Source organism: Verrucosispora sp. NA02020 (assembly GCF_013364215.1).
GTDB lineage: Bacteria > Actinomycetota > Actinomycetes > Mycobacteriales > Micromonosporaceae > Micromonospora.
In genome coordinates, this window is record NZ_CP054923.1 from 6543392 (window position 1) to 6565005 (window position 21614).

At 73.0% G+C, this 21614-nt stretch carries 17 protein-coding genes; 3 read left to right on the plus strand and 14 right to left on the minus strand.

The features are described from left to right. Positions 1 to 15: 15 nt before the first annotated feature. From HUT12_RS29265 to pepN, 8 genes are all read right to left on the minus strand, one after another. Positions 16 to 2391, minus strand: coding sequence for a ComEC/Rec2 family competence protein (locus HUT12_RS29265; RefSeq protein ID WP_176095318.1), 2376 nt, complete (start codon positions 2389 to 2391; stop codon positions 16 to 18). Continuing rightward, positions 2388 to 3134, minus strand: coding sequence for a ComEA family DNA-binding protein (locus tag HUT12_RS29270; RefSeq protein WP_254877087.1), 747 nt, complete (start codon positions 3132 to 3134; stop codon positions 2388 to 2390). Before HUT12_RS29270 ends, HUT12_RS29265 begins: the two co-directional genes overlap by 4 nt. 792 nt (positions 3135 to 3926) lie before the next feature. Then, positions 3927 to 4694: an SDR family NAD(P)-dependent oxidoreductase gene (locus HUT12_RS29275; protein ID WP_131053414.1), complete on the minus strand. Its 768-nt coding sequence runs from the start codon at positions 4692 to 4694 to the stop codon at positions 3927 to 3929. A gap of 174 nt (positions 4695 to 4868) precedes the next feature. Next, complete coding sequence (locus HUT12_RS29280) at positions 4869 to 5717, minus strand: DegV family protein (protein WP_176095319.1); 849 nt, start codon at positions 5715 to 5717, stop codon at positions 4869 to 4871. Between the two features lie 34 nt (positions 5718 to 5751). Further along, a complete protein-coding gene (locus HUT12_RS29285; RefSeq protein WP_176095320.1) occupies positions 5752 to 6402 on the minus strand; it encodes a histidine phosphatase family protein in 651 nt (216 codons plus the stop codon). Next, a complete protein-coding gene (rsfS, locus tag HUT12_RS29290) occupies positions 6399 to 6803 on the minus strand; it encodes a ribosome silencing factor (protein WP_131053417.1) in 405 nt (134 codons plus the stop codon). The genes HUT12_RS29285 and rsfS overlap by 4 nt, the downstream gene beginning before the upstream one ends. A 96-nt stretch (positions 6804 to 6899) precedes the next feature. Further along, a complete protein-coding gene (nadD, locus tag HUT12_RS29295; RefSeq protein ID WP_131053418.1) occupies positions 6900 to 7499 on the minus strand; it encodes a nicotinate-nucleotide adenylyltransferase in 600 nt (199 codons plus the stop codon). A 74-nt stretch (positions 7500 to 7573) separates the two neighbouring features. Further along, complete coding sequence (gene pepN, locus HUT12_RS29300; RefSeq protein WP_176095321.1) at positions 7574 to 10087, minus strand: aminopeptidase N; 2514 nt, start codon at positions 10085 to 10087, stop codon at positions 7574 to 7576. Positions 10088 to 10155: 68 nt separating this feature from the next. On the opposite strand from pepN, the gene HUT12_RS29305 reads away from it, so the two are divergent. After that, complete coding sequence (locus HUT12_RS29305; RefSeq protein WP_093407559.1) at positions 10156 to 10374, plus strand: DUF397 domain-containing protein; 219 nt, start codon at positions 10156 to 10158, stop codon at positions 10372 to 10374. Between the two features lie 183 nt (positions 10375 to 10557). Further along, complete coding sequence (locus tag HUT12_RS29310) at positions 10558 to 11037, plus strand: DUF4383 domain-containing protein (RefSeq protein WP_131054911.1); 480 nt, start codon at positions 10558 to 10560, stop codon at positions 11035 to 11037. A 63-nt stretch (positions 11038 to 11100) separates the two neighbouring features. On the opposite strand, the gene obgE is transcribed toward HUT12_RS29310, so the two are convergent. The 6 genes from obgE to HUT12_RS29340 all read right to left on the minus strand — a co-directional run bounded on the left by obgE (position 11101) and on the right by HUT12_RS29340 (position 19475). Beyond that, complete coding sequence (gene obgE / locus HUT12_RS29315; RefSeq protein ID WP_176095322.1) at positions 11101 to 12549, minus strand: GTPase ObgE; 1449 nt, start codon at positions 12547 to 12549, stop codon at positions 11101 to 11103. An 89-nt stretch (positions 12550 to 12638) separates the two neighbouring features. Further along, on the minus strand, positions 12639 to 12893 hold the full coding sequence (gene rpmA / locus HUT12_RS29320) for a 50S ribosomal protein L27 (protein ID WP_091077796.1): 255 nt from the start codon (positions 12891 to 12893) through the stop codon (positions 12639 to 12641). 11 nt (positions 12894 to 12904) lie between these two features. Next, positions 12905 to 13219, minus strand: coding sequence for a 50S ribosomal protein L21 (rplU, locus tag HUT12_RS29325; protein ID WP_117229528.1), 315 nt, complete (start codon positions 13217 to 13219; stop codon positions 12905 to 12907). A gap of 332 nt (positions 13220 to 13551) precedes the next feature. After that, positions 13552 to 16539 carry an Rne/Rng family ribonuclease gene (locus tag HUT12_RS29330; protein WP_176095323.1) on the minus strand — a complete coding sequence of 996 codons (2988 nt, stop codon included), beginning with the start codon at positions 16537 to 16539 and terminating at the stop codon, positions 13552 to 13554. 131 nt (positions 16540 to 16670) lie between these two features. After that, complete coding sequence (locus HUT12_RS29335) at positions 16671 to 17390, minus strand: TIGR03936 family radical SAM-associated protein (protein ID WP_131056626.1); 720 nt, start codon at positions 17388 to 17390, stop codon at positions 16671 to 16673. 99 nt (positions 17391 to 17489) lie between these two features. Then, on the minus strand, positions 17490 to 19475 hold the full coding sequence (locus HUT12_RS29340; RefSeq protein ID WP_131056624.1) for a TIGR03960 family B12-binding radical SAM protein: 1986 nt from the start codon (positions 19473 to 19475) through the stop codon (positions 17490 to 17492). Positions 19476 to 19715: 240 nt separating this feature from the next. On the opposite strand from HUT12_RS29340, the gene HUT12_RS33285 reads away from it, so the two are divergent. Then, complete coding sequence (locus HUT12_RS33285; protein ID WP_303393505.1) at positions 19716 to 21494, plus strand: hypothetical protein; 1779 nt, start codon at positions 19716 to 19718, stop codon at positions 21492 to 21494. The last annotated feature ends 120 nt before the right edge of the window (positions 21495 to 21614 follow it).

The following is a 21614-nucleotide window of genomic DNA, read 5'->3' on the forward strand; positions in this document are numbered from 1 at the left end:
ATAAGTCGGATTCGCTCATCTGTTCGCCCTGGTCAGGTCCACTCCCCCTGCCACCACAGCGAGCCCGGACGGACCGACCACCACGGCCACGTCCCCGTCGAGGTCGGTCCGCAGCACCCGCGCCCCACCTCGACTCAGCCGGGCCAGGACCGCCTCGTTGGGGTGCCCGTAGGTGTTGCCCGCGCCCACCGGCACCAACGCGACCGCCGGCGCGATCGCGTCCAGAAAGGCCGGATCCTGGTACGCGCTGCCGTGGTGGGCGACCTTCAACACGTCGGCCCGCAGCCCGTGCGGTGGCAGGTGTTCCCGCAGCGCCTCCTGCTCCTCGGTCTCGGCGTCCCCGGCGAGCAGGATCCGCACCCCGGCCACGGTGGCCCGCAACACCAGGGAGTTGTTGTTCGGGTCGGACCTGGTCCCCCGCATCGGGTAGGGCGGACCGAGGACCACCAGGTCGACCGCGCCCGCCTGGTACCGCCACCCGGCCGGGGCGGCCACCAGAGGCGTGCCGTTCGCGGCGGCCGTGTCGTGCACCAGGTCCCGCCCCATCTCCGGCTCCGGCCAGCGAGGTGTCACCACCGTGTCCACCCGACGGTCCCGGAAGACCCCGGCCACTCCCCCGGTGTGGTCGACGTGGAAGTGACTGATCACCAGGAGTGGCACCCGCCGTACGCCGAGCCGGCGCAGACAGGCGTCCGCCGCCGCCGGATCGGGTCCGGCGTCGACCACGACGGCGCGCCCCGCCGCCACCGGCAGCAGCACGACGTCGCCCTGACCCACCGCGCAGGCGACGACCACCCACCCCTTCGGGGGCCAGCCCGGCGCCGCCACCCGCACCGGCAGGGTGCCGACCACGACGGCTGCGGTCAGCACCGCCGCCAGGCGGCGCACCACCGGCCGCCGCGCCGCCACCAGCAGGGCCACCGTCAGCGCCGCCAGCAGCAGTGCCCCGGACACGCCACCCGGCCAGGGCAGGTTGCCGGCCGGCACGCGGGCCCCGTGCCGGGCCACCAGCACCAGCCACCACGCCGGCCAGTGCGCCAGCCAGGCGACGGCCTGGGCACCGGCGGGCCAGACCGGCGAGATCGTCGCGGCCAGCACCCCGAGCACCGTGGCCGGGGCGATAGCGGGCACGACCAGCAGGTTCGCCGGGACCGCGACCAGACTGACCGTGCCCGACAGCCCGGCGATCACCGGGGAGCAGGCCAGTTGCGCGGCGGCCGGTACCGCCAGCGCCTCGGCCGCCCCCGCCGGTACGCCCCGTCGACGCAACCCGTCGCGCCATCGTGGCGCGAGCAGCAGCAGACCACCGGTGGCCAGAACCGACAGCGCGAAGCCGGCGTCCCCGGCCAGGTCGGGGTCGACGAGCACCAGCACCGCCACCCCGGCGGCCAGGGCCGGCACTGCCGCCCGAGGTCGCCCGGTGGCCAACGCGGCGAGTCCGATCGCCCCCATGGTCGCCGCACGCACCACGCTCGGCGAGGGCCGGACCAGGATGACGAAGCCCACCAGGGCGAGCCCGCAGAGGACGACGGCCAGCGTCGGACCGGCGCGGGCCCAGCGCGCCGCCAACAGCACCGCCCCCACGACGATCGCCACGTTGGACCCGGAGACCGCGTTGAGATGCGTCATGCCGGTGGCCCGGAAGTCCTCCTCGACCGTGTCGGGCAGTGCGCTGGTGTCGCCGACGACCAGACCGGGCAGCAGGCCGCCCGGGTCGTCGGGCAGCGGCGCGCAGGCGCGTTGCAGACCGGCCCGCAGCAGCCCGGCAGCCCGTTGCAGCGCCGACGCCGACCCGAGCCGGACGGGCTCGCCCTCGGCCAGCAGCACCGCACCGGTCAGGTCACCGCCACGCGGCTCGGTCAGGCGGCCCTCGGCCGTGATGCGCTGCCCGGGCAGCAACCCGCGCCAGGCGGGTTCGTCGGCGAGCACCAGCACCCGGGCCGGCGCGGTGACCCGTTGCCCCGTCGCGCCGGTGACGCCCACCAGCCGGGCCGGCACCAGCAACGTCGGCGGGCGGCCGACGATGCCGCCGCGTAGCGCCCGGGGATCGTCCCGGACGACCAGCTCCGCGGTGACCTGCCCGCCCTCCTCGACCAGGGCGCGCAACGGACCGGCGTCCCGCACCGCCAGTCGGGCCGAGGTCGCCGCACCACCGCAGACGATCCCGATCAACGCCGCCACCACGATCCAGCCGTAGCGTCGGGTGACCGCACCCTGCCGCCCGGCGAACCCGAGCAGGTGCACCGCGACCAGCATCGCCACGGTCGCCGCCACCCCGGCCACCAGCAACGTCCGCCCCGCACTGAGGTGCAGTCCGGCCAGGGCGGTGAGCCAGGCCGCCACGGCCAGCCCGGCCAGCCGGAGATCGGGAACCGTCGCCTCGGCGGTCACACCGTCACCAGGTCCTTCAGCTCTTCGTACCGGGCGTCGCCGATGCCGTTGACCTGACGCAGGTCGCTGACGGCGCGAAAGCCGCCGCGCTGGTCGCGGTGCTCGATGATCCGCTGTGCGAGCACCGGTCCCACCCCGGGCAGCGCGTCGAGCTGCGCGAGCGTGGCCGTGTTCAGGTTCACCCGGCCGCCGGGTACGGCACCGGGTACGGCGACACCGGGCGCCGGGGCGGCCGGTGTCGGCGCCGGTACGCCGACCACGATCAACTCACCGTCGGTCACCTTGCGGGCCGGATTCAGCATCGCCACGTCCACCCCGGGCAGCGCTCCACCGGCCGCCTCGACGGCGTCGGCCACCCGAGCCCCGGCCGGAAGCCGCACCAGACCCGGCCGACGCACCTTGCCCGCGACGGCGACGACCACCTCACCGACGGGTACGGCCGACGGGTCGGTCACTTGCTCGTCACCGGTAGGAACGGACGGGTCCCCGGTGTCGGCGACGCCACTGGGACCGGTGACCGTGACGACCGGCTCGACCTGCGGACGGGACCGCCACGCCCAGACGGCGGCGACGACCACGACCAGAATGGCGACGACGGCGAGCACCCGGACCCCGCGCCGCCCGGGGTCGAACGCCCCGGGCCCGGGCAGCCGGGACGGTGCCGGCGTCGCGTCGGCATTCGTCTGTGCCTCGGCACTCGACCGGCCGGTTCGTGCCGCAGCAGGGTACGGATCGGTGACCACGGTGCCGCCAGGTGCCGAGGGAGACGGCTGCGGACCGGTGGCGTAGGTCCCGGTGTCCGACGAGAGCTCCGGGGCGACCGGCGTGTGGACGGGCAGCGCGACGGTCGGCCACTCCACCGGCGCGCGCCGCATCGACGACGACACCGGAGGGTAGCCGTAGGTGTGAGGGCCGGTGACGTGCACGGACATCGGGTCGACGTCCTGGCCTGCCGGTGGCGGTCGACCGGCAGGCACGACGGGACCCCGCGATGTCGTGCCGGGCATCAGCCGCCACAGGCGATCCCGGACCGCCGTCTCCTCGTCGTCGTTGGACACGGCGCGAGGCTAGGACGGCGAGCACGACGCGCGCCGCCGTCGATCGCCCCGGCTGTGGATAACCGGTCGTCTGTGGACAACCGCCTGATCACGCATCGTTCGTGCTATGGCCGGACCCGTCGGACCCGGCGGACCCGACGGACCTCACCGGGCCAAGGATGCTTCCGAACTGCGCTGCCACCGAGGTCGCTGTCGCCTCCACCGCAAGATCACGCTCGATCCCGGATCGAGTGGTCACCGTCGCGCTCGGATGCCACTCGATCCCGGATCGAGCGTGATCTTCCGCTCGGAGGGCGTGCACCGTTCATTGGCTATGAGCGACCGGCGACAGGGCGGTGACGGCGAGACGAATCCTGCCGAGGGCGACAGGGCGGAGGAGGAGAGCAGCCGGTGGACGACGCCTCCCACCGACGAACCGGGGCTCGCCTCAGCCCCGCCAGTCCTTGCTGGTCGCTCCGCTGCCGTGACCGGCCCGGGTCAGCGGGATTCCGGGTCGAGGCCGAGGGCCGCGCGTCCGCCGTCGACCGGCAGGGTGGCGCCGGTGACGAAGCCCGCCGCCGGGGAGAGCAGGAACGCCACCACCTCGGCGACGTCCTGGGGTCGGCCGATCCGGCCCACCGGGTGCAGGCGGTGTAGCTCCGCCTCGACCCGTCCCGCCTGCTCCGGCGTCTGCGCGGCCAGGAACGCCTCGTGCCGCTCGGTGGCCACCGAACCGAGGGCTACCGTGTTCGCCCGGATGCCGCGCGGGCCGTACTCGACCGCGAGCGCGCGGGTCAGCCCCTCGATGGCGGCTTTCGCCGTGGCGTACGGCAGGCAGCCGGGCACTGGTCGCGCGGCCTGGTGGGAGGAGACGTTCACGATCGCGCCGTCGGTGCCGGCGGCCAGGAAGCGGCGTACCGCGGTGGCGGCGCCGACCACGGCGGGGCGCAGGTTACGGGTGATCAGGTCGACCACCTCGCCGACCGGGGCGTCGTGTACCGAGGCGTCCCGGAACACCGCCGCGTTGTTCACCCAGCCGGTCAGCGGCCCGGCGCGTTCGGCCAGGTCGGCGGCGCGGCCGGCGACGCCCTCGTCGGCGGCGTCGCCGACCACCGCCGCCAGTCGCCCGTTCGCCGCATGTTGCTCCACCCAGGACACCGTGCCGGCATCACGCTCGACGATCACGACCGCCTCACCTGTGGCGAGCAGCCGCTCCACGATCCCCCGCCCGACGCCTCGCCCACCCCCGGTCACCACACAGGACATCCGCCCCTCCTCCCACCCCCGCCCATCTTCCCGCATCCCCGCACCCACCCCGTCGATCATGAAGTGATGGCACTTTCATAACGGGACAAAACCGCACGGACCCTCGACCACAACTCCACGATCGGCGAGCCTCACCCGGGGCGGGGAGGACCGCCAGCCGGGGGAGGCAGGACCCTAGGGGTGGCGGTGGGTGACGACGCAGGCGAGGCCGGGGCCGGCGTGGGCCGCGACGGCGGCACCGGCCTCGGAGACGTACGTGTCGTGCAGGCGTGTGCCCAGCCGGGTCGTGAGCGCCCCCAGCAACGTCTCGGCGCGCTCGGGTGCGGCCAGGTGGTGCACGGCCAGGTCGATCTCCGCGTCTCCGGCCGCCTCGACGGCCAGGTCCACCAGGCGGGCCAGACCACGGCTGGCCGTCCGCACCTTGTCGCACAGGACGATGACGCCGTCGGGCATGTACAGGATCGGTTTGACCGAGAGTGCCGTGCCGAGCAGCGCCTCGGCCGCGTTGATCCGTCCACCCCGGCGCAGGAACTCCAGCGTGTCGACGTAGAAGTAGATGGTGGTCCGGTCGATCGCGGCGACGGCCTCGGCGCGTACGCCGGTCAGGTCGGCACCGCGCTGGGCGGCCCGGGCGGCGGCGATCACCGGGAAGCCGAGGCCCATGCCGCAGGAGCGGCTGTCGACCACCGTCACCCGGTCACCGAACTGCGCGGCGGCCAGTTCGGCGGCTTCCACGGTGCCGGAGAGTCCCGCCGACAGGTGCACCGACACGACGCCGTCCGCACCGGCCTCCAGCAACTGCTGATACGTCCGGACGAACTGTTCCGGGGACGGGCGGGACGTGCTCACCGAGACCCGGCGGGAGCTCAGCGCGCGGGTGGCGTCCGCCGGGGAGGTCTGGACCCCTTCCAGTCCCTCGACGCCGTTGAGCACCACGGTCAAGGGCACCACGGTGAGCTGGTACGCGGGCACCAGCTCGGGCGGCAGGTAGGCGGTGGAGTCGGTCACGACCGCGACGGGCATGCCCGGCACGGTAGCCGATCGGTGCGGTGCGGCGTCAGACCGCTTCGGCGGAGCCCGGCCGGGCGGGTGCGACCGGCGGTACGTCGACCGGGCCGACGTTGTGCGTCCGCATCTGCCACCCACGGTCGGCGTCGTGCCGCAGCTCGCTCCAGTGGCAGTTGCGCAGCGAGCCGACGGCACGGAGCACGCTGGGCTCCCAGCCGAGCAGCTGACCGCAGCCCTGCCGGGCGGCACCGCCGTGGGTGGCCACGACGATCGTGCGGCCGGCGAGTTCGTCGGCGAGTTCCTGGAGGGCGGTGCCCATCCGCTTGCCCAACTCGCTCAACGGTTCGATCTCCGCGCCCGGGTCGGGGTCACCGGCCCGCCAGCGGGCGAACTCCGCCGGGAACTGGGCCGTCGCCTCGGTGAGCAGGAGGCCCTGCCAGCGTCCGAAGTGGCGTTCACGCAGTCGGGCGTCGGAGCGTACCGGCAGACCGGTCAGCGCGGACAGCGCACCGGCGGTGTCCGCCGCTCGGCTCAGGTCGCTGGCGACGATGGCGTCCGGTCGCAGCGCGGCCAGTAGCGGCGCGGCCTGGCGCGCCTGCTCGCGGCCGCGGTCGTTGAGGGGTACGTCGGTCTGCCCCTGCACCCGACCGGCGGCGTTCCAGTCGGTGTTGCCGTGCCGCCAGACGATCAGCCGGGTCACTCGCCGGATCCGCTGGCGGCCTCGGCGCTGGCCAGGTCCCGGTCGACGAAGGGGATGGTGGGGCAGTCCTTCCAGAGCCGGTCGAGGGCGTAGAACTCGCGCTCCTCGGTGTGCTGGACGTGGACCACGATGTCGACGTAGTCGAGCAGCACCCACCGGCCGCCGCGCTCGCCCTCGCGCCGCACCGGCTTGGCCTTCTCGGGCAGTTCGAGCAGGGCTTCCTCGATGGCGTCGACGATGGCGAGCACCTGACGCTCGTTCGGGGCCGCGGCGATCAGGAACGCGTCGGTGATGGCGAGCTGGTCACCCACGTCGATGATGACGATGTCCTGAGCCTTCTTGTCGGCCGCGGCCTGGGCGGCGGCCATCGCCAGCTCGTGAGCGCGTTCCGAAACTGTCACCGTTCTCCCTCGATCACCCGTGCGATGCTCTCAAGCCTCTCACACCCTGCGGATTCCCGACTTGGCGGTTTCACGCAGTAATCGGGACGAAACCGGCTAATCACCCTGGTAGAGCCGCCGTTTCGCGATGTATTGCACCACACCGTCCGGCACCAGATACCAGACCGGTACGCCCCGGGAGACCCGCGCCCGACAGTCGGTCGACGAGATGGCCATCGCCGGCACCTGCACCAGGCTGACGGTGTCGGCGGGTACGTGCTCGTCGGAGAGCTCGAAGCCCGGCCGGGTCACCCCGATGAAGTGGGCCAGCTCGAAGATCTCGTCCAGGTCCTTCCAGCTCAGGATGCGTTCCAGGGCATCCGCGCCGGTGATGAAGAACAGTTGGGCCTTCGGGCCGTACTCGGCGCGCAGATCCCGCAGCGTGTCGACGGTGTAGGTGGGACCGCCCCGGTCGATGTCGACCCGGCTGACCTGGAAGCGGGGGTTCGACGCGGTCGCGATCACCGTCATCAGGTAGCGGTCCTCGGCCGGGCTGACCGGGACGTCCTCCTTCTGCCAGGGCCGCCCGGTGGGCACGAACACCACCTCGTCCAGCCCGAACCGGTCCGCCACCTCGCTCGCCGCGACGAGGTGGCCGTGATGGATCGGGTCGAACGTGCCGCCCATGATCCCGACCCGCCGGATGTCTTCCCGCACACCATGATCCTATGCCGAATCCGGTTCACGCCGGGCCGGGCCGTGACCCACGGCACCGACCCGGCGACACCAGGTCAGCTGGGCGTGCCGTCGACCGCCGATCGGGCGTGGAGTGCCCGCCGCAGGTCGTCGTCGGCGTCGGTGACCACCCGGCGCAACCCGGGGGTGAGGTCGTCGCGGGCCAGCAGGGCCTCGGCCGCCTCCCGGGTCGATCGCGCCACCGCGTACCGGGGGAACGCCAGCTTGGCCACCCGGTCGGCCACCCAGGGCGTACGCAGCCGCGCGGCGGCCGGCATGTCGTCGAAGTACCGGGGCACGTACTCGGCGGTCAGTTCCGCCTGCTCGGGGCGCCAGAAACCGGCGGCCGTCGCCTCGACCAGCCGGTTGGACAGCTCGGTGTTCGACACGATGATCTCCCACGCGGCCTGCTTGGCGGCCGGGTCGGGCAGGGCGGCCCGGCAGGTGGCGGCCCGCTCCGCGCCGGCGGCGCTCGGGTCGGTGTCCGCCTCGGCGGCGACCTCGGCCGCACCGGCGGCCCCCAGCACCACCAGCCGGGCCAGGACGGACCAGCGCAGCTCGGTGTCGACGGCCAACCCGGCCGGTACGCCCCGACCGGCGAGCCAGCCGCCCAGCAGGTCGGCGTCGGTGGTCACGGCGATCAGGCCCCGCGCGGCGGCCAACTGCAACGACTCCCCCGGCGCGGCACCGTCGAGCAACCGGCGGCAGGCGTCGGCGATCCGGGCCAGGGCCGTCTGCCGGGCCGCCGGGTCGAGGTAGCGGTCGACCAGCGACCGGCTCAGCGCCAGCACGTCCTCGGCGATGATCACCTCGGTCTCGGCGGGCAGCGCCGCCTCGATCAGGTCCACCACCGCCGGCACCGGCCGTTCCCCGTCGGTGGCGGCGTCCAGCGCCTCGCCCCAGAGCAGCGCCCGGGCCAGCGGGTCGGCCAGCCGGGGCAGCAGGAGAGGCACGGCGTCGGCCGAGGCCGGGTCCAGACGGATCTTGGCGAACGTCAGGTCACCGTCGTTGGGCAGCAGGACCGCCGCCGCCGGCTCGCCGACCAACCCGGTGAGCACGGTACGACCGTCGTCGGCCTTCGGGTCGAGGTCGACCTCCTGCCGCTCGGCGGTGCCGTCGACGGTGTACCGGCCGACCCCGATACGGTGCGGACGCAGCACCGGGTGCGACGGCGGGGCGGTCTGCACCACGGCCACCTCGGCGTACCGGCCGTCGGCGTCCAGCCGCACCTCGGACCGCAGCGTGTTCACCTGCGCCGTACGCAGCCACGGCTCCGCCCAGTCGGTGAGGTCCCGGCCGCTGGCGGCACCCAGGCTGTCGAGCAGGTCCGCCAGGGTGGCGTTGCCGAACCGGTGTCGGGCGAAGTGATCGTTCAGACCGGCCAGGAACGCCTCGTCACCGAGCCAGGCGACCAGTTGCCGCAACACGCTGGCGCCCTTGGCGTACGAGATGCCGTCGAAGTTGAGCAGCCCCTGCGCCGCGTCGACCACCTCCTCGGGCGCGACGGGGTGGGTGGAGGGGCGCTGGTCGGCCGCGTACCCCCAGGCCTTGCGTTGCAGCGCGAAGGTCGTCCACGCCTGGTCGAACCGGGTCGCCTCGGCGGTGACCCGGGTGCCGAGGTACTCGGCGAACGACTCGTTCAGCCACAGGTCGTCCCACCAGCGCATGGTGACGAGATCACCGAACCACATGTGCGCCATCTCGTGGGCGATGGTGGTGGCCCGCTCCTCCCGCTCGGAGTCGGTGACCGCCGAGCGGAAGACGTAGTCGTCGCGGAAGGTCACCAGGCCCGGGTTCTCCATCGCCCCGGCGTTGAACTCCGGCACGAACGCCTGGTCGTACTTGCCGAACGGGTACCGCTCGGTGAAGAGCTGGTGGAACCGGTCCAGGCACTGCTTCGTGATGGTGAAGATCTCGTCGGCGTCGGCGTCCAGGTGCTCGGCCAACGACCGGCGGCAGTACACCCCCAGCGGGATGCCGTCGTGGCTGTCCCGCCGGACGTGCCAGGGGCCGGCGATCAGCGTGAAGAAGTACGTGGCGATGGGCAGCGTGGGGGTGAACTCCCAGCGCCCGGGTGCCGGGGTGGCGGCCAGCGCGCCGTTCGCCGCGACCGTCCAGTGCTCCGGTGCGGTGACCGCGAGCGTGACCGGCGCCTTCAGGTCGGGCTGGTCGAAGGCGGCGAAGATGCGTTGCACGTCGTCCAGGAAGGACATCGCGTACAGGTAGGTCTCACCGTCGGCCGGGTCCACGAACCGGTGCAGCCCCTCACCGGTGTTCGTGTACGCCATCTCCGCCTCGACGGTCAGCGTGTTCTCCTCGGCCAGCCCGGTCAGGACGAGCCGGTTGTCGTCCAAGGCGGCCGGGTCGAGGTCACGGTCGTTGAGGCGTACCGCCAGCAGGCTCGCGGGCTTCACCTCGGCGAAGGTCTCGCTGCCGGTGGCCCGGAACCGGATCGTGACCAGCGAGCGGAACCGCTCGTCGCCACCGGTGAGGTCGAGGTCCACGTGGTAGGAAACGACGGAGATCGACGCGCCACGCGCGGTCGACTCTGCACGGCTCAGGCTCGGCATCCGCTTATCCTGCCCGATGAGGCATCGAACGAGCTTCCCCAATTTCCCTGTACTGGAGGACTGACGCAATGACAGCGCACCCCAAGGGTGACTTCGACCTCTCCCGGGCGGTCTGGCAGCGGGCCGAGGGCGACACCTCGGAGGCGGCGGTGGAGGTCGCCTTCGTCGACGACCTCATCGGTATGCGTAACTCCGCCGAGCCGGACGGCCCGGTGCTGGTGTTCACGCAGGCCGAGTGGGACGCCTTCGTCGCGGGGGCCCAGGACGGCGAGTTCGACCTGGACTGAGCCCACCGCCGGTCGCCCCGGTCGGCGGGTTCGTCCCGCCGTGCCGGACCGGGGCACACGGTGCGCAGGGCCCCACCAGAGTCGTCATTTCTCCGGAGTCGCCCCCGACGGCGGCGCACATGCGAGATCGTCGGAGCCGGGGACCCACCCCGCGACGGTCGCGGGCTCACGGAGGTGACGACGATGGCGCACAGGTCGCTGGAGAAGCCGACCCGGCGCAGAACCCGCGCCCAGCTCGCCGCACTGGTGCTGGCGGTGGTCTTCCTCCTGATCGGGGTGCTCGGGTTCGTTCCCGGCATCACCACGAACTACGGCGAGTTGTCCTTCGCCGGCCACCACTCCGAGGCGAAGCTGCTCGGCGTGTTCCAGGTCTCGGTCCTGCACAACCTGGTCCACCTCGCCTTCGGGGTGGCCGGTCTGGCGCTGGCCCGCAGCGTGGCCGGGGCACGTCTGTTCCTGATCGGCGGCGGCGCGGTGTACCTGGTGCTCTGGATCTACGGCCTGGTCGTCGTCGACCAGGCGGGCGCCAACTTCATCCCGGTCAACGGCGCGGACAACTGGCTGCACCTCGGCCTGGCCCTGGGGATGCTGGCCCTCGGTCTGCTGCTCTCCCGCCGCGCGGGCACCGGCGGACGGCTGGACGACCCGCTGGACCGCCCCTGACCGGGCCCGACCACCTCGACGTGACGGTCGCCGGCAGTCGAACCCGTGTCGGCCGGTGGCGCGCTATCCGGCGTCGTCCGGTGCCGGAGCCGCCTCCACCTCGTCCTCCGGCCGCTGCCGGCGCGCCTTGCGGGCCGCCAACCGCTCCGCCGCGTTGGCCCGGTTCGTCTTCTCCTCCAGCCGCTCGTCGCGGCCACGGGAGCCCGGCACGTAGTCGGCCCCGGCGTAGAGGGTCGGCCGCCAGTCGAACTCCCGGTCCGCGATGCGCACCAGGTCGCCCGGCTGGGCACCGGCCTTCGCCAGGTGCTCCTCCACGCCGAGTCGGGCCAGCCGGTCGGCGAGGTAGCCGACCGCCTCGTCGTTGTCGAAGTTCGTCTGGCGCACCCACCGCTCCGGACGGCCACCGAGCACCGTGTAGGAGCCGTCGTCCTGCACCTCGACGGTGAACCCGGCGTCGTCCACCGCCCTGGGCCGGATCACGATGCGGGTCGGCTCGGCCGGCGGCACCGCGGCCCGCGCCTGTGCCACCAGCTCGGCCATCGCGTAGATGAACTCCTTGAGACCCTCCCGGGTGGCCGCCGACACCTCGAACACCCGCAGACCACGCGCTTCCAGGTCGGGCCGGACGATCTCGGCGAGGTCCCGGCCGTCGGGCACGTCGATCTTGTTCAGGGCCACCATGCGCGGCCGGTCTGCCAGACCGCCGTACTCGGCCAGCTCCGCCTCGATGGTGTCGATGTCGGCCAGTGGGTCCCGGCCCGGCTCCAGCGTCGCGGTGTCGATCACGTGCACCAGGACGGCACACCGCTCGACGTGCCGCAGGAACTCCAGCCCCAGGCCCTTGCCGGTGGCGGCACCCGGGATCAGTCCGGGCACGTCGGCGACGGTGAAGGTGTGGTTGTCGACCCGCACCACGCCGAGGTTCGGCACCAGGGTGGTGAACGGGTAGTCGGCGATCTTCGGCTTGGCGGCCGAGATCACCGAGATCAGCGACGACTTGCCGGCCGACGGGAAGCCGACCAGGCCGACGTCGGCGACGCTCTTGAGCTCCAGCACGACGTCCAGCTGCTCCCCCGGCTCGCCCAACTCGGCGAAACCGGGTGCCTTCCGGCGGGAGTTGGCCAGCGAGGCGTTGCCCCGGCCACCACGCCCGCCCCGGGCCACCTCGAAGGTGGTGCCGGCACCGACCATGTCGGCCAGCACGGTGCCGTCGGCAGTCTGCACGACCGTGCCGTCCGGCACGGTGAGCACCAGGTCGCCGCCGTTGGCGCCGTCCCGGTTGGAACCCGCGCCGCCGCGACCGTTCTGCGCCTTGACGTGCGGACGGAAGTGGAAGTCGAGCAGCGTGTGCACCTGCGGGTCGACCACCAGCGACACACTGCCGCCGTGGCCGCCGTTACCGCCGTCGGGGCCACCGAACGGCTTGAACTTCTCCCGGTGGATCGACACACAACCGTGCCCGCCGTCGCCGGCCTGCAGGTGCAGAACGACCCGGTCAACGAACGTCGTCACGCCGCAATCCTTCCAGCGGGGCGCTACCCCGCGTGAGAAATGACGAAGCGGGCCGGGACATCAGGTCCACGGCCCGCTTCGCCTCGAAGCTACTGCTGCGGCACGATGCTGACGGTCTTGCGACCGCGCCTGGTGCCGAACTGGACCGCACCGGCGGAGAGCGCGAAGAGCGTGTCGTCGCCTCCACGGCCGACCAGGTCACCGGGGTGGAACTTGGTGCCGCGCTGCCGGACGATGATCTCGCCCGCGCTGACGACCTGACCACCGAAGCGCTTCACGCCGAGCCGCTGGGCCGCGGAGTCACGGCCGTTACGCGAGCTGGACGCACCCTTTTTGTGAGCCATCTGAGAACGACCTACTTCCCGCTGGAGATGCCGGTCACCTTGACCTGGGTCAGCGGCTGGCGGTGACCCTGGCGCTTGTGGTAGCCGGTCTTGTTCTTGAACTTGTGGATCCGGATCTTCGGGCCCTTGGTGTGCGCGGCGATCTCGCCGGACACCTCGACCTCGGCAAGCTTGGCCGCGTCGGTCACCAGGTCGTCACCGTCGACGAGGAGCACCGCGGCGAGCTTCACCGCGTCGCCGGGGGCACCGGCGAGCTTCTCGACCTCGATCACGTCGCCCTCGGCGACCTTGTACTGCTTGCCGCCGGTCTTGACGATCGCGTACATCGGAGGCGGACTCCCTGTCGTTGAGGCTGCTGGCGGTCGTCCCCGCGGCGGCTCGCCGGGTAGCAGAGGCACGGCGGCGCGGGCACACGGGAACTCGGCACACCAAAGTGCGCCGCAGGCTAGCGTACGCCATGGTCGCGGCCGGTCCCAAACCGGGCCACCCCCACCGGAACCCGGGCCACCGCTCGGCCACCACCCGGTCACCGGCCGTGGCGTCACCCGGCCGGCCGCACCCGCGTCACGATACGCCGGAGCCCCGCCCGGCGGACGTCACCGCGGGCGGGGCTCATCGACGTCGGTGCGGTGGACCGGTCAGGTGCACCGCAGCGTGCTCAGGGTCGGGTACGGCGGCGCGCGCCACCACGCCGGGAGCGACGGCGGCCGGTGCCACCCTCGGCACCCTCCTCCTCGTCGCTCTCGCCCAGCGCGTCCGGGTCGTCCGGAGCGGCCAGCCGGGCCGACTCGCCCTGCTGACTGTCGGCCACGTCCGGGGCGACCGGCGTGTCCGTCTCGTACCGGGACAGGTCGTAGCCCATCGTGTCGTGGTAGTCCGCGTCCGCCGTGGCGGTGGCGGTCTCCTCGGTCTCAGCGACCTCGACGACGGTCCGCTCGGCGGCGCCCTTGCGGCCCCGACGCCGCGACGAGCCGCTCGTCTGCTCGGCGGCCGGCGTGGCCGTGGCGACCGCCTTCACCTTCTCCGGGCCACCGGACCGTGGCTTCTCCGGCACCGGCTCGGTGTGGATGACCAGGCCGCGACCCTTGCAGCAGTCGCAGGTCTCGCTGAACGCCTCCAGCAGCCCGGCGCCGATCCGCTTGCGGGTCATCTGGACCAGGCCCAGCGAGGTGATCTCGGTGACCTGGTGCTTGGTGCGGTCCCGGCCCAGGCACTCGGTCAACCGGCGCAGCACCAGCTCCCGGTTCGACTCCAGCACCATGTCGATGAAGTCGATCACCACGATGCCGCCGATGTCCCGCAGCCGCAGCTGACGGACGATCTCCTCGGCCGCCTCCAGGTTGTTGCGGGTGACCGTCTCCTCCAGGTTGCCGCCCGCCCCGGTGTACTTGCCGGTGTTGACGTCGACCACGGTCATCGCCTCGGTCCGGTCGATCACCAGGTGGCCGCCGGAGGGGAGGAAGACCTTGCGGTCGAGCCCCTTGAGGATCTGCTCGTCGATGCGGTGCGCGGCGAACACGTCGGTGGTGCCCACGTGCCGGCGCAGCCGGGCGACCAGGTCCGGCGAGACGTGCGACAGGTACGACTCGACCATGTCGTAGGACTGGTCGCCCTCGATCACCAGCTCGCGGAAGTCCTCGTTGAACAGGTCCCGGACCACCCGGATGACCAGGTCCGGCTCCTCGTAGAGCAGCACCGGCGCGCCACCCTCGGTGGACTTGGCCTGGATGTCCTCCCACTGCGCCTGGAGCCGCTTGACGTCACGGGCCAGCTCGTCCTCGCTGGCGCCCTCGGCGGCGGTCCGGACGATCACGCCGGCACCGTCCGGCACCAGCTTCTTCAGCACGTCACGCAGTCGCTTGCGCTCGGTGTCCGGCAGCTTGCGGCTGATCCCGGAGGCGTTGCCGCCGGGCACGTACACCAGGTGCCGACCGGAGAGCGCGACGTGACTGGTCAGCCGCGCGCCCTTGTGCCCGATCGGGTCCTTGGTGACCTGCACCAGCACCGAGTCGCCGGACTTGAGCGCCTGCTCGATCGAGCGGGCCCGCCCCTCCAGGCCGGTGGAGTCCCAGTTGACCTCGCCCGCGTACAGCACGGCGTTGCGGCCCCGGCCGATGTCGACGAACGCCGCCTCCATGCTCGGCAGCACGTTCTGCACCTTGCCGAGATAGACGTTCCCGGCCATGGTGCCCGCCGAGTTGCGGGTGACGTAGTGCTCGACCAGCACGCCGTCCTCCATGACGGCGATCTGGGTGCGGTCACCGCGCTGGCGTACCGCCATCACCCGGTCGACCGCCTCGCGGCGGGCCAGGAACTCCGACTCGCTCAGGATCGGCGGGCGGGTCCGGCGCTGCTCGCGGCCGTCCCGGCGGCGCTGCCGCTTGGCCTCCAACCGGGTCGAACCGGAGACGCCCTGCACCTCGTCGACCGTGCGGCGCGGCTCCCGGATCTTCACCACGGTGGGTACGCCGTCGTCGGCGCCCCCCTCGGTGTCACCGGCCCCCCGGCGGCGGCGCCGACGCCGACGCCGGGTCATCCCGTCGCCGTCGCCCTCGTCGCCGCTCTCGTCGGACTCGGTCTCGGTCTCGTCCGCGTCGCTCTGGACGGCCTCCTCGGCCTCGTTCTCGTCGGTCTCGTCGAAGTCCTCGGCGCCACCCTTGCCCCGGCCCCGACCCCGACGGCCACGTCGACGGCGACGCCGACCCGAGCCGTCCTCGTCCTCGTCGTCGGCCTCGTCGGCCTCCGCCGCGGGCTCCTCCTCGACCTCCGCCTCGACGGCGGGCTCCGGCTCGGGCTCGCGCCGACCCCGGCGACGGCGCCGGGCCGGCTCCGCCGGCTCCTCGGGCGTCTCCTCCTCGACGGGCGGTGCGGCCGCAGCAGCCGCAGCGGCGGCGGCGCGGGCCGTGACCTCCTCCGGCGCCATGAACAACACCGTCGGCGCGCTGAGCGCGGCACGCCGTCGACGGGAGCGGGGTTCCGGCGCGGGCTCGGCCTCCGGCTCCGTCGGGGTCACCGTCTCGGCCGGGTCGCTCTCGGTCTCCTCGACCGGCGCGCCGCCCTCGGGGGGCAGCGCGGCCGCACCGAAGTCGGTACCGGCCGCAGGTGCCGGCTCCTCGACCACCGGCTCCTCGACCACCGCCGGAACCTCGGCCGGCGGCGCGGCGGCCTTCTTGCGACGGGTACGGGTCACCTTCACCGGCGGTACGACGTCCCCGTCGGCGGCCTCGACCTCGGCCACGGCCAGCGGCTCCTCGGCGGTCTTCGACGCGGTGGTGGCCTTGCGGCGTCGCCGGGGCGTCTTCGGCGCCTCGTCCAGGTCACCGGAGACCGGGGCGAAGACCTCTGCCTGCGGCGCCTCCGAGCTGCCCGGCGCCGGGTCGCTGGACGCCTCGACCGGGGCGTCGATCTGCTCCGGCTGCGTGACCGGGGTGGCCCGGCGACGGGTGGCCCGCCTGCGCGGTGGTGCCTCGGCGGCGGACGGACTGCCCAGGTCCGCCGCACCGCTCACGGTGCCGGAGGTCTCCTCCGACGCGTCGGGGGCCACCGGTGAGGCGCTGCCCGCCGTGCCGGTGGTGCTGGTCTCAGCGGTCTCGCCGGCCGGGTTCGCACCGGTCCGTTCGCCGCCCTCGGGCTCGTTCTCGAGCATGGACGTTCTCCAGTTCTGGCTTCCCCGGGCGCGGGTGAGCGCTGCCACGCAGGGTCGCCGCAAAGGTGTTTCCCCGGGCGCACGGGCGTGCGCGACCGGCGAAGTCTGCCTGTCTGAGCACCGACCGTCGGTCAGCGCCCGCCGATGGTTGCCCCGTCGCGGTCCGCGTCAAGCGGATCCACGATCGCACCCTGCGCGGTCAGCGTGCCCTGAGCCAGCCGGGTCACCTTCGGGGCTACCGGCGGCTCCAGGCCGGCCACCACGCGGAAGCCGGAAAGGACGTCATCGGGCCGTACGGACGGGGTGACCTGCCGCACGACCAGTTCGAGTATCGCACACGGTACGGCCGGGGCCACGGAAGGCGTCGCCGACGACGTGATCATATCGATGCGGGTGACGGCGACACGAGCGTCGAAGGTCCGCCGCCCCTGCTTGGTCATCCGTTCCACCAGCACCTCGTCGGCCGCCAGGAACGCGGTCACCGCCTTGGTCAGGATCTCGGGATCCACCTCCGGCAGCTCGATCCGCCAGTGGGACGCCTGGATCCGGTCGGCCAGCCCGCTGCCGGTGGCCACCACCGCGTCGAGCACGTCGAGGCCGGGCGAGAGCGCCGTGTCCAGCGCCTCGCGCAACTGCGCCGGGTCCACCTCCTCGCGCAGGCCGATCTCCAGGTACTCCGCCTCGCTGGCGACGCCGGTCGGCGCGGCGCTGGCGTACGAGATCTTGGGGTGCGGGGTGAAGCCCTGGGAGAAGGCCACCGGTACGCCGGCACGACGCAGCGCCCGCTCGAACGCCCGGGCGAAGTCGCGGTGCGAGGTGAACCGCAGCGGGCCACGCTTGGCGTACCGGATCCGGACGCGCTGGACGACCGGCGCCTGGCCGCCCTCGGGCTGAGGTTTCCTACTGATCGTCCTGCTCCTCGGTGTCGGACCCCGCCCGGGGCCCCGGGGTCACTGTTGCGCGCCGGTGGGCAGCTTCAGACCGTTGACCGGGGTCAACGGGAGCAGCTTCCGCCCGGTCGGGCCGATCTGGATCTCGGTGTCCATGGTCGGGCAGACGCCGCAGTCGAAGCAGGGCGTCCATCGGCAGTCGTCCTGCTCGTACTCGCTGAGGGAGTCCTGCCAGTCCTGCCAGAGCCAGTCCTTGTCCAGGCCGGAGTCCAGGTGGTCCCAGGGCAGGACCTCCAGCTCCTCGCGCTCGCGAGTGGTGTACCAGTCGAGGTCCACCCCGAACCCGGGCAGCACCTCGGTGGCCGCCTCCACCCAGCGCTGGTACGAGAAGTGCTCGCTCCAGCCGTCGAACCGGCCGCCGTTCTCCCACACCCGGCGGATCACCGCGCCGACGCGGCGGTCCCCCCGGGACAGCAGTCCCTCGATCAACGAGGGCTCACCGTCGTGGTAGCGGAAGCCGATCGCCCGCCCCAGCGAACGGTCCGAGTTGATCGCCTGCTTGAGCAGCTTGAGCCGGTGGTCGATGACCTCCGGGCGCTGCATCGACGCCCACTGGAACGGGGTGTGCGGCTTCGGCACGAACCCACCGATGGACACGGTGCAGCGGATGTCCTTCGAGCCGGTGGCGGCGCGACCGGCCCGGATGACCTCGTGGGCCATGTCGGCGATCTCGAGGACATCCTCGTCGGTCTCGGTGGGCAGGCCGCACATGAAGTAGAGCTTCACCTGCCGCCAGCCGTTGGTGTACGCGGTGACCACGGTGCGGATGAGGTCGTCCTTCGACACCATCTTGTTGATCACCTTACGGATCCGCTCCGACCCGCCCTCCGGGGCGAAGGTCAGCCCGGTCCGGCGGCCGTTACGGGACAGCTCCTGGGCGAGATCGATGTTGAACGCGTCCACCCGGGTCGACGGCAGCGACAGCGACACGTTGGTGCCCTGGTACTGCTCGGCGAGGCCGGAGCACATGTCACCGATCTCGGAGTGGTCGGCGGAGGAGAGCGACAGCAGACCCACCTCGTGGAAGCCGGAGAACTCCAGCCCCTGCTGCACCATCTGCCCGACCGTGGTGATGGACCGCTCCCGCACCGGTCGGGTGATCATGCCCGCCTGGCAGAACCGGCAGCCCCGGGTGCAACCCCGGAAGATCTCCACCGCGTACCGCTCGTGCACCGTCTCGGCGAGCGGGACCAGCGGCTTGCGCGGGTACGGCCACGCGTCCAGATCCATCGTGGTGCGCTTGTGCACCCGGAACGGCACGTCCGCCCGGTTCGGCACGACCCGCTGGATCCGACCGTCTGGCAGGTAGTCCACGTCGTAGAAGCGCGGCACGTAGACGCTCTCGGTGCGGGCTAGCCGCAGCAGCAGCTCGTCCCGGCCACCGGGCGAGCCCTCCGCCTTCCACTCCCGGACGATCGCGGTGATCTCCAGGACCGCCTCCTCGCCGTCACCGAGCACGGCGGCGTCGACGAAGTCGGCGATGGGCTCCGGGTTGAACGCGGCGTGCCCGCCGGCCACGATCACCGGGTCGGCGTCGGTACGGTCGACCGCGAGCAGCGGGATGCCGGCCAGGTCGACGGCGGTGAGCAGGTTGGTGTACCCCAGCTCGGTGGCGAACGAGACGCCGAACAGGTCGAAGTCACCGACCGGACGGTGCGCGTCGACGGTGAACTGCGGCACCTCGTGGGTGCGCATCAGCCGCTCCAGGTCCGGCCAGACCGCGTACGTCCGCTCGGCGAGCGTGTCGGGGAGCTCGTTGAGCACCTCGTAGAGAATCTGCACGCCCTGATTGGGTAGGCCCACCTCGTACGCGTCCGGATACATCAGCGCCCAGCGCACGGTCGCGGAGTCCCACTCCTTGACCACCGCTCCCAGTTCGCCACCGACGTACTGGATGGGCTTGGTCACCTGGGGCAGCAGCGGCTCCAGGCGGGGCCAGACGGAGTTGGCCGCGACAGGACGCGGAGTGGTGGACGGGACGCTCATGATGCCCAAGGGTACGCGCCCACCCATCGGCCACCACGCCACACCTGGCCGAGAAGGGCACCAGCGGAATCGACCCTCCACCACACCGGCGACCGCCACTGATGTAAGGAAGGGACCCTTACTAACGCCTGGTGCATAGGAAGGGTCCCTTCCTAACAAGCGGGCATGGGGACCAGCCTGGTTCTGCCCCGGTGGCACACCGGTACTAGCCTCGGGTCGGCGTGAGAGGAGATTGCCGCGATGCCGGAGCCGCAGCCGGGAGCAGACCGGCCGGTCGACGGGAACCGTCCGGACACACACCGGAACGGGGAGTCAGCGGTCACCCAGGAGCAGACCCTCGACCCCGCACCGCCCGCCACCACCTCGGCGGCGGACGAGACCCAGCCGGTCGGCGACGCCGACCCGACCAGTCCCGCAGGACCGACCCACCCCGCCCCACCAGCCGTACCGCTCGACCCGACCCGAGCCGAGATCGACCAGACCCGAGCCGCGAACACGCCCGACCAGACACGGGCCGGGACCGATCCGACACCCGACGCACACGAGGCCGACGCGACCCGACGCGTGGACGAGGCCGATCCGACTCGACGTGCGGATGAGGTCGATCCGACCCGGTCCGTGGACGAGGTCGACGCGACCCGTCCGGTCGACGAGGCCGCCGGGCGGAGCGGGTCGACACCGTCCGAGGACGACGCGCGTACCACCGTGGCGCCGCCTCCCGAGGTCGGCCCGCAGGGCACCCGGGTGATGCCCGAGGCGGCGGCCGTGCCCGATGCGACCGCCGTGGAGAAGCCCGCGCCGCGCTGGAGCGGGTCGGCCGCCGTACCGCCGCCCACGCCGCGCCGCCGCATCTGGGGCATGTCCGCCGAGCCCACCCCGCTGCCGCCGGTGGCACCGGCCGACGCGCCGGAGCACCAGACCCCGGTGGACCCGTGGGCCGGCGCCGACACCAGTGGCTGGCACCTGCCCTCGGCGGACATGCCCGCCGTGCCGCCGCCCACGTTGTCCTACCCCGCACCGCCGGCGACCCGGTCCTACACCCCCGTGCCGCCGCCGGTCTCGTCCGCGCCACCGGCACACCAACCGCCCGCGTACCCACCGCCGGTGTCCTCGGCCCCACCGGCACACCAACCGGCCGGGTACCCACCACCGGTGTCGTCCGCGCCACCGGCGCACCAGCCGCCCGCGTACCCACCACCGGTCTCCTCGGCCCCACCTGCACACCAGCCGCCCGCGTACCCGCCACCGGCCGCGCGACCCACTCCGCCGGCGCCGGCCGCGCCGATGCGACCGCCGGCCGCGCCGGGGCGTCCGCAGCAGGTCGCGCCGCCACCGGTGCGGCACGCCCCGCCACCGGCACCGCCGGCCGCACCGGCACCGCCGATCCGGGGCTGGCGGGGTCGGAAGACCGGGCCACCCGCACCGCCGCCGGGCTGGCAGGCGCCTCCGGGGTACGCCCGTCCCCGTAAGCGTCGCCGCTGGCCGTGGATGCTGCTGCTGACCATCGCCTGCTGCTGCGGCTGCCCGGCCTACTACGGCGTCCCGATGGCCAGCCAGTACCCGGCGAACGCCTCGCTGCCGAGCCAGGTGGCCGATCTGGAACTCCGCCAGGACGACCGCAGTACGCAGGCCGCCCGACGGCTGGAGACGCAGATGCGCCAGGCGCACCTGCTCGCCGACGACACCTTCGCCGGCATCTACACCACCGGAGCCGGCAAGCAGGTCACCGTCTTCGGCGGCACCGGCTTCCGCTTCGCCCCCTCGGCCGACGCCGACGGCGAGATCGAACGCCTCACCCAGCAGTACTCGCTCGGTGAGGCGCAGGTCGTGGAGACCGGCGTGCGGGGGCGGCACGAGCGGTGCGCGGTGGGCAACGTCGACGGCGTCGGGGTGGTGGTCTGCACCTCGGTCGACCACGGCAGCATCACCAGCGCGGTCTTCACCGGGCTCTCGGTGGACGACAGTGCCGAGCTGCTCGCCACCATGCGGCGACAGATCGTCTCGACGAAGGGCGGCTGAGCGGGGCCGTCCGCGGCCTGCGCTCAGCCTGTGGTCGGCCCGCCCGGGGTCGACCGACCCGGGGGTCTACCGGCCCGGAGCCGACTCCCCCGGCGTCGACTGACCCGGGTGCGACTCGCC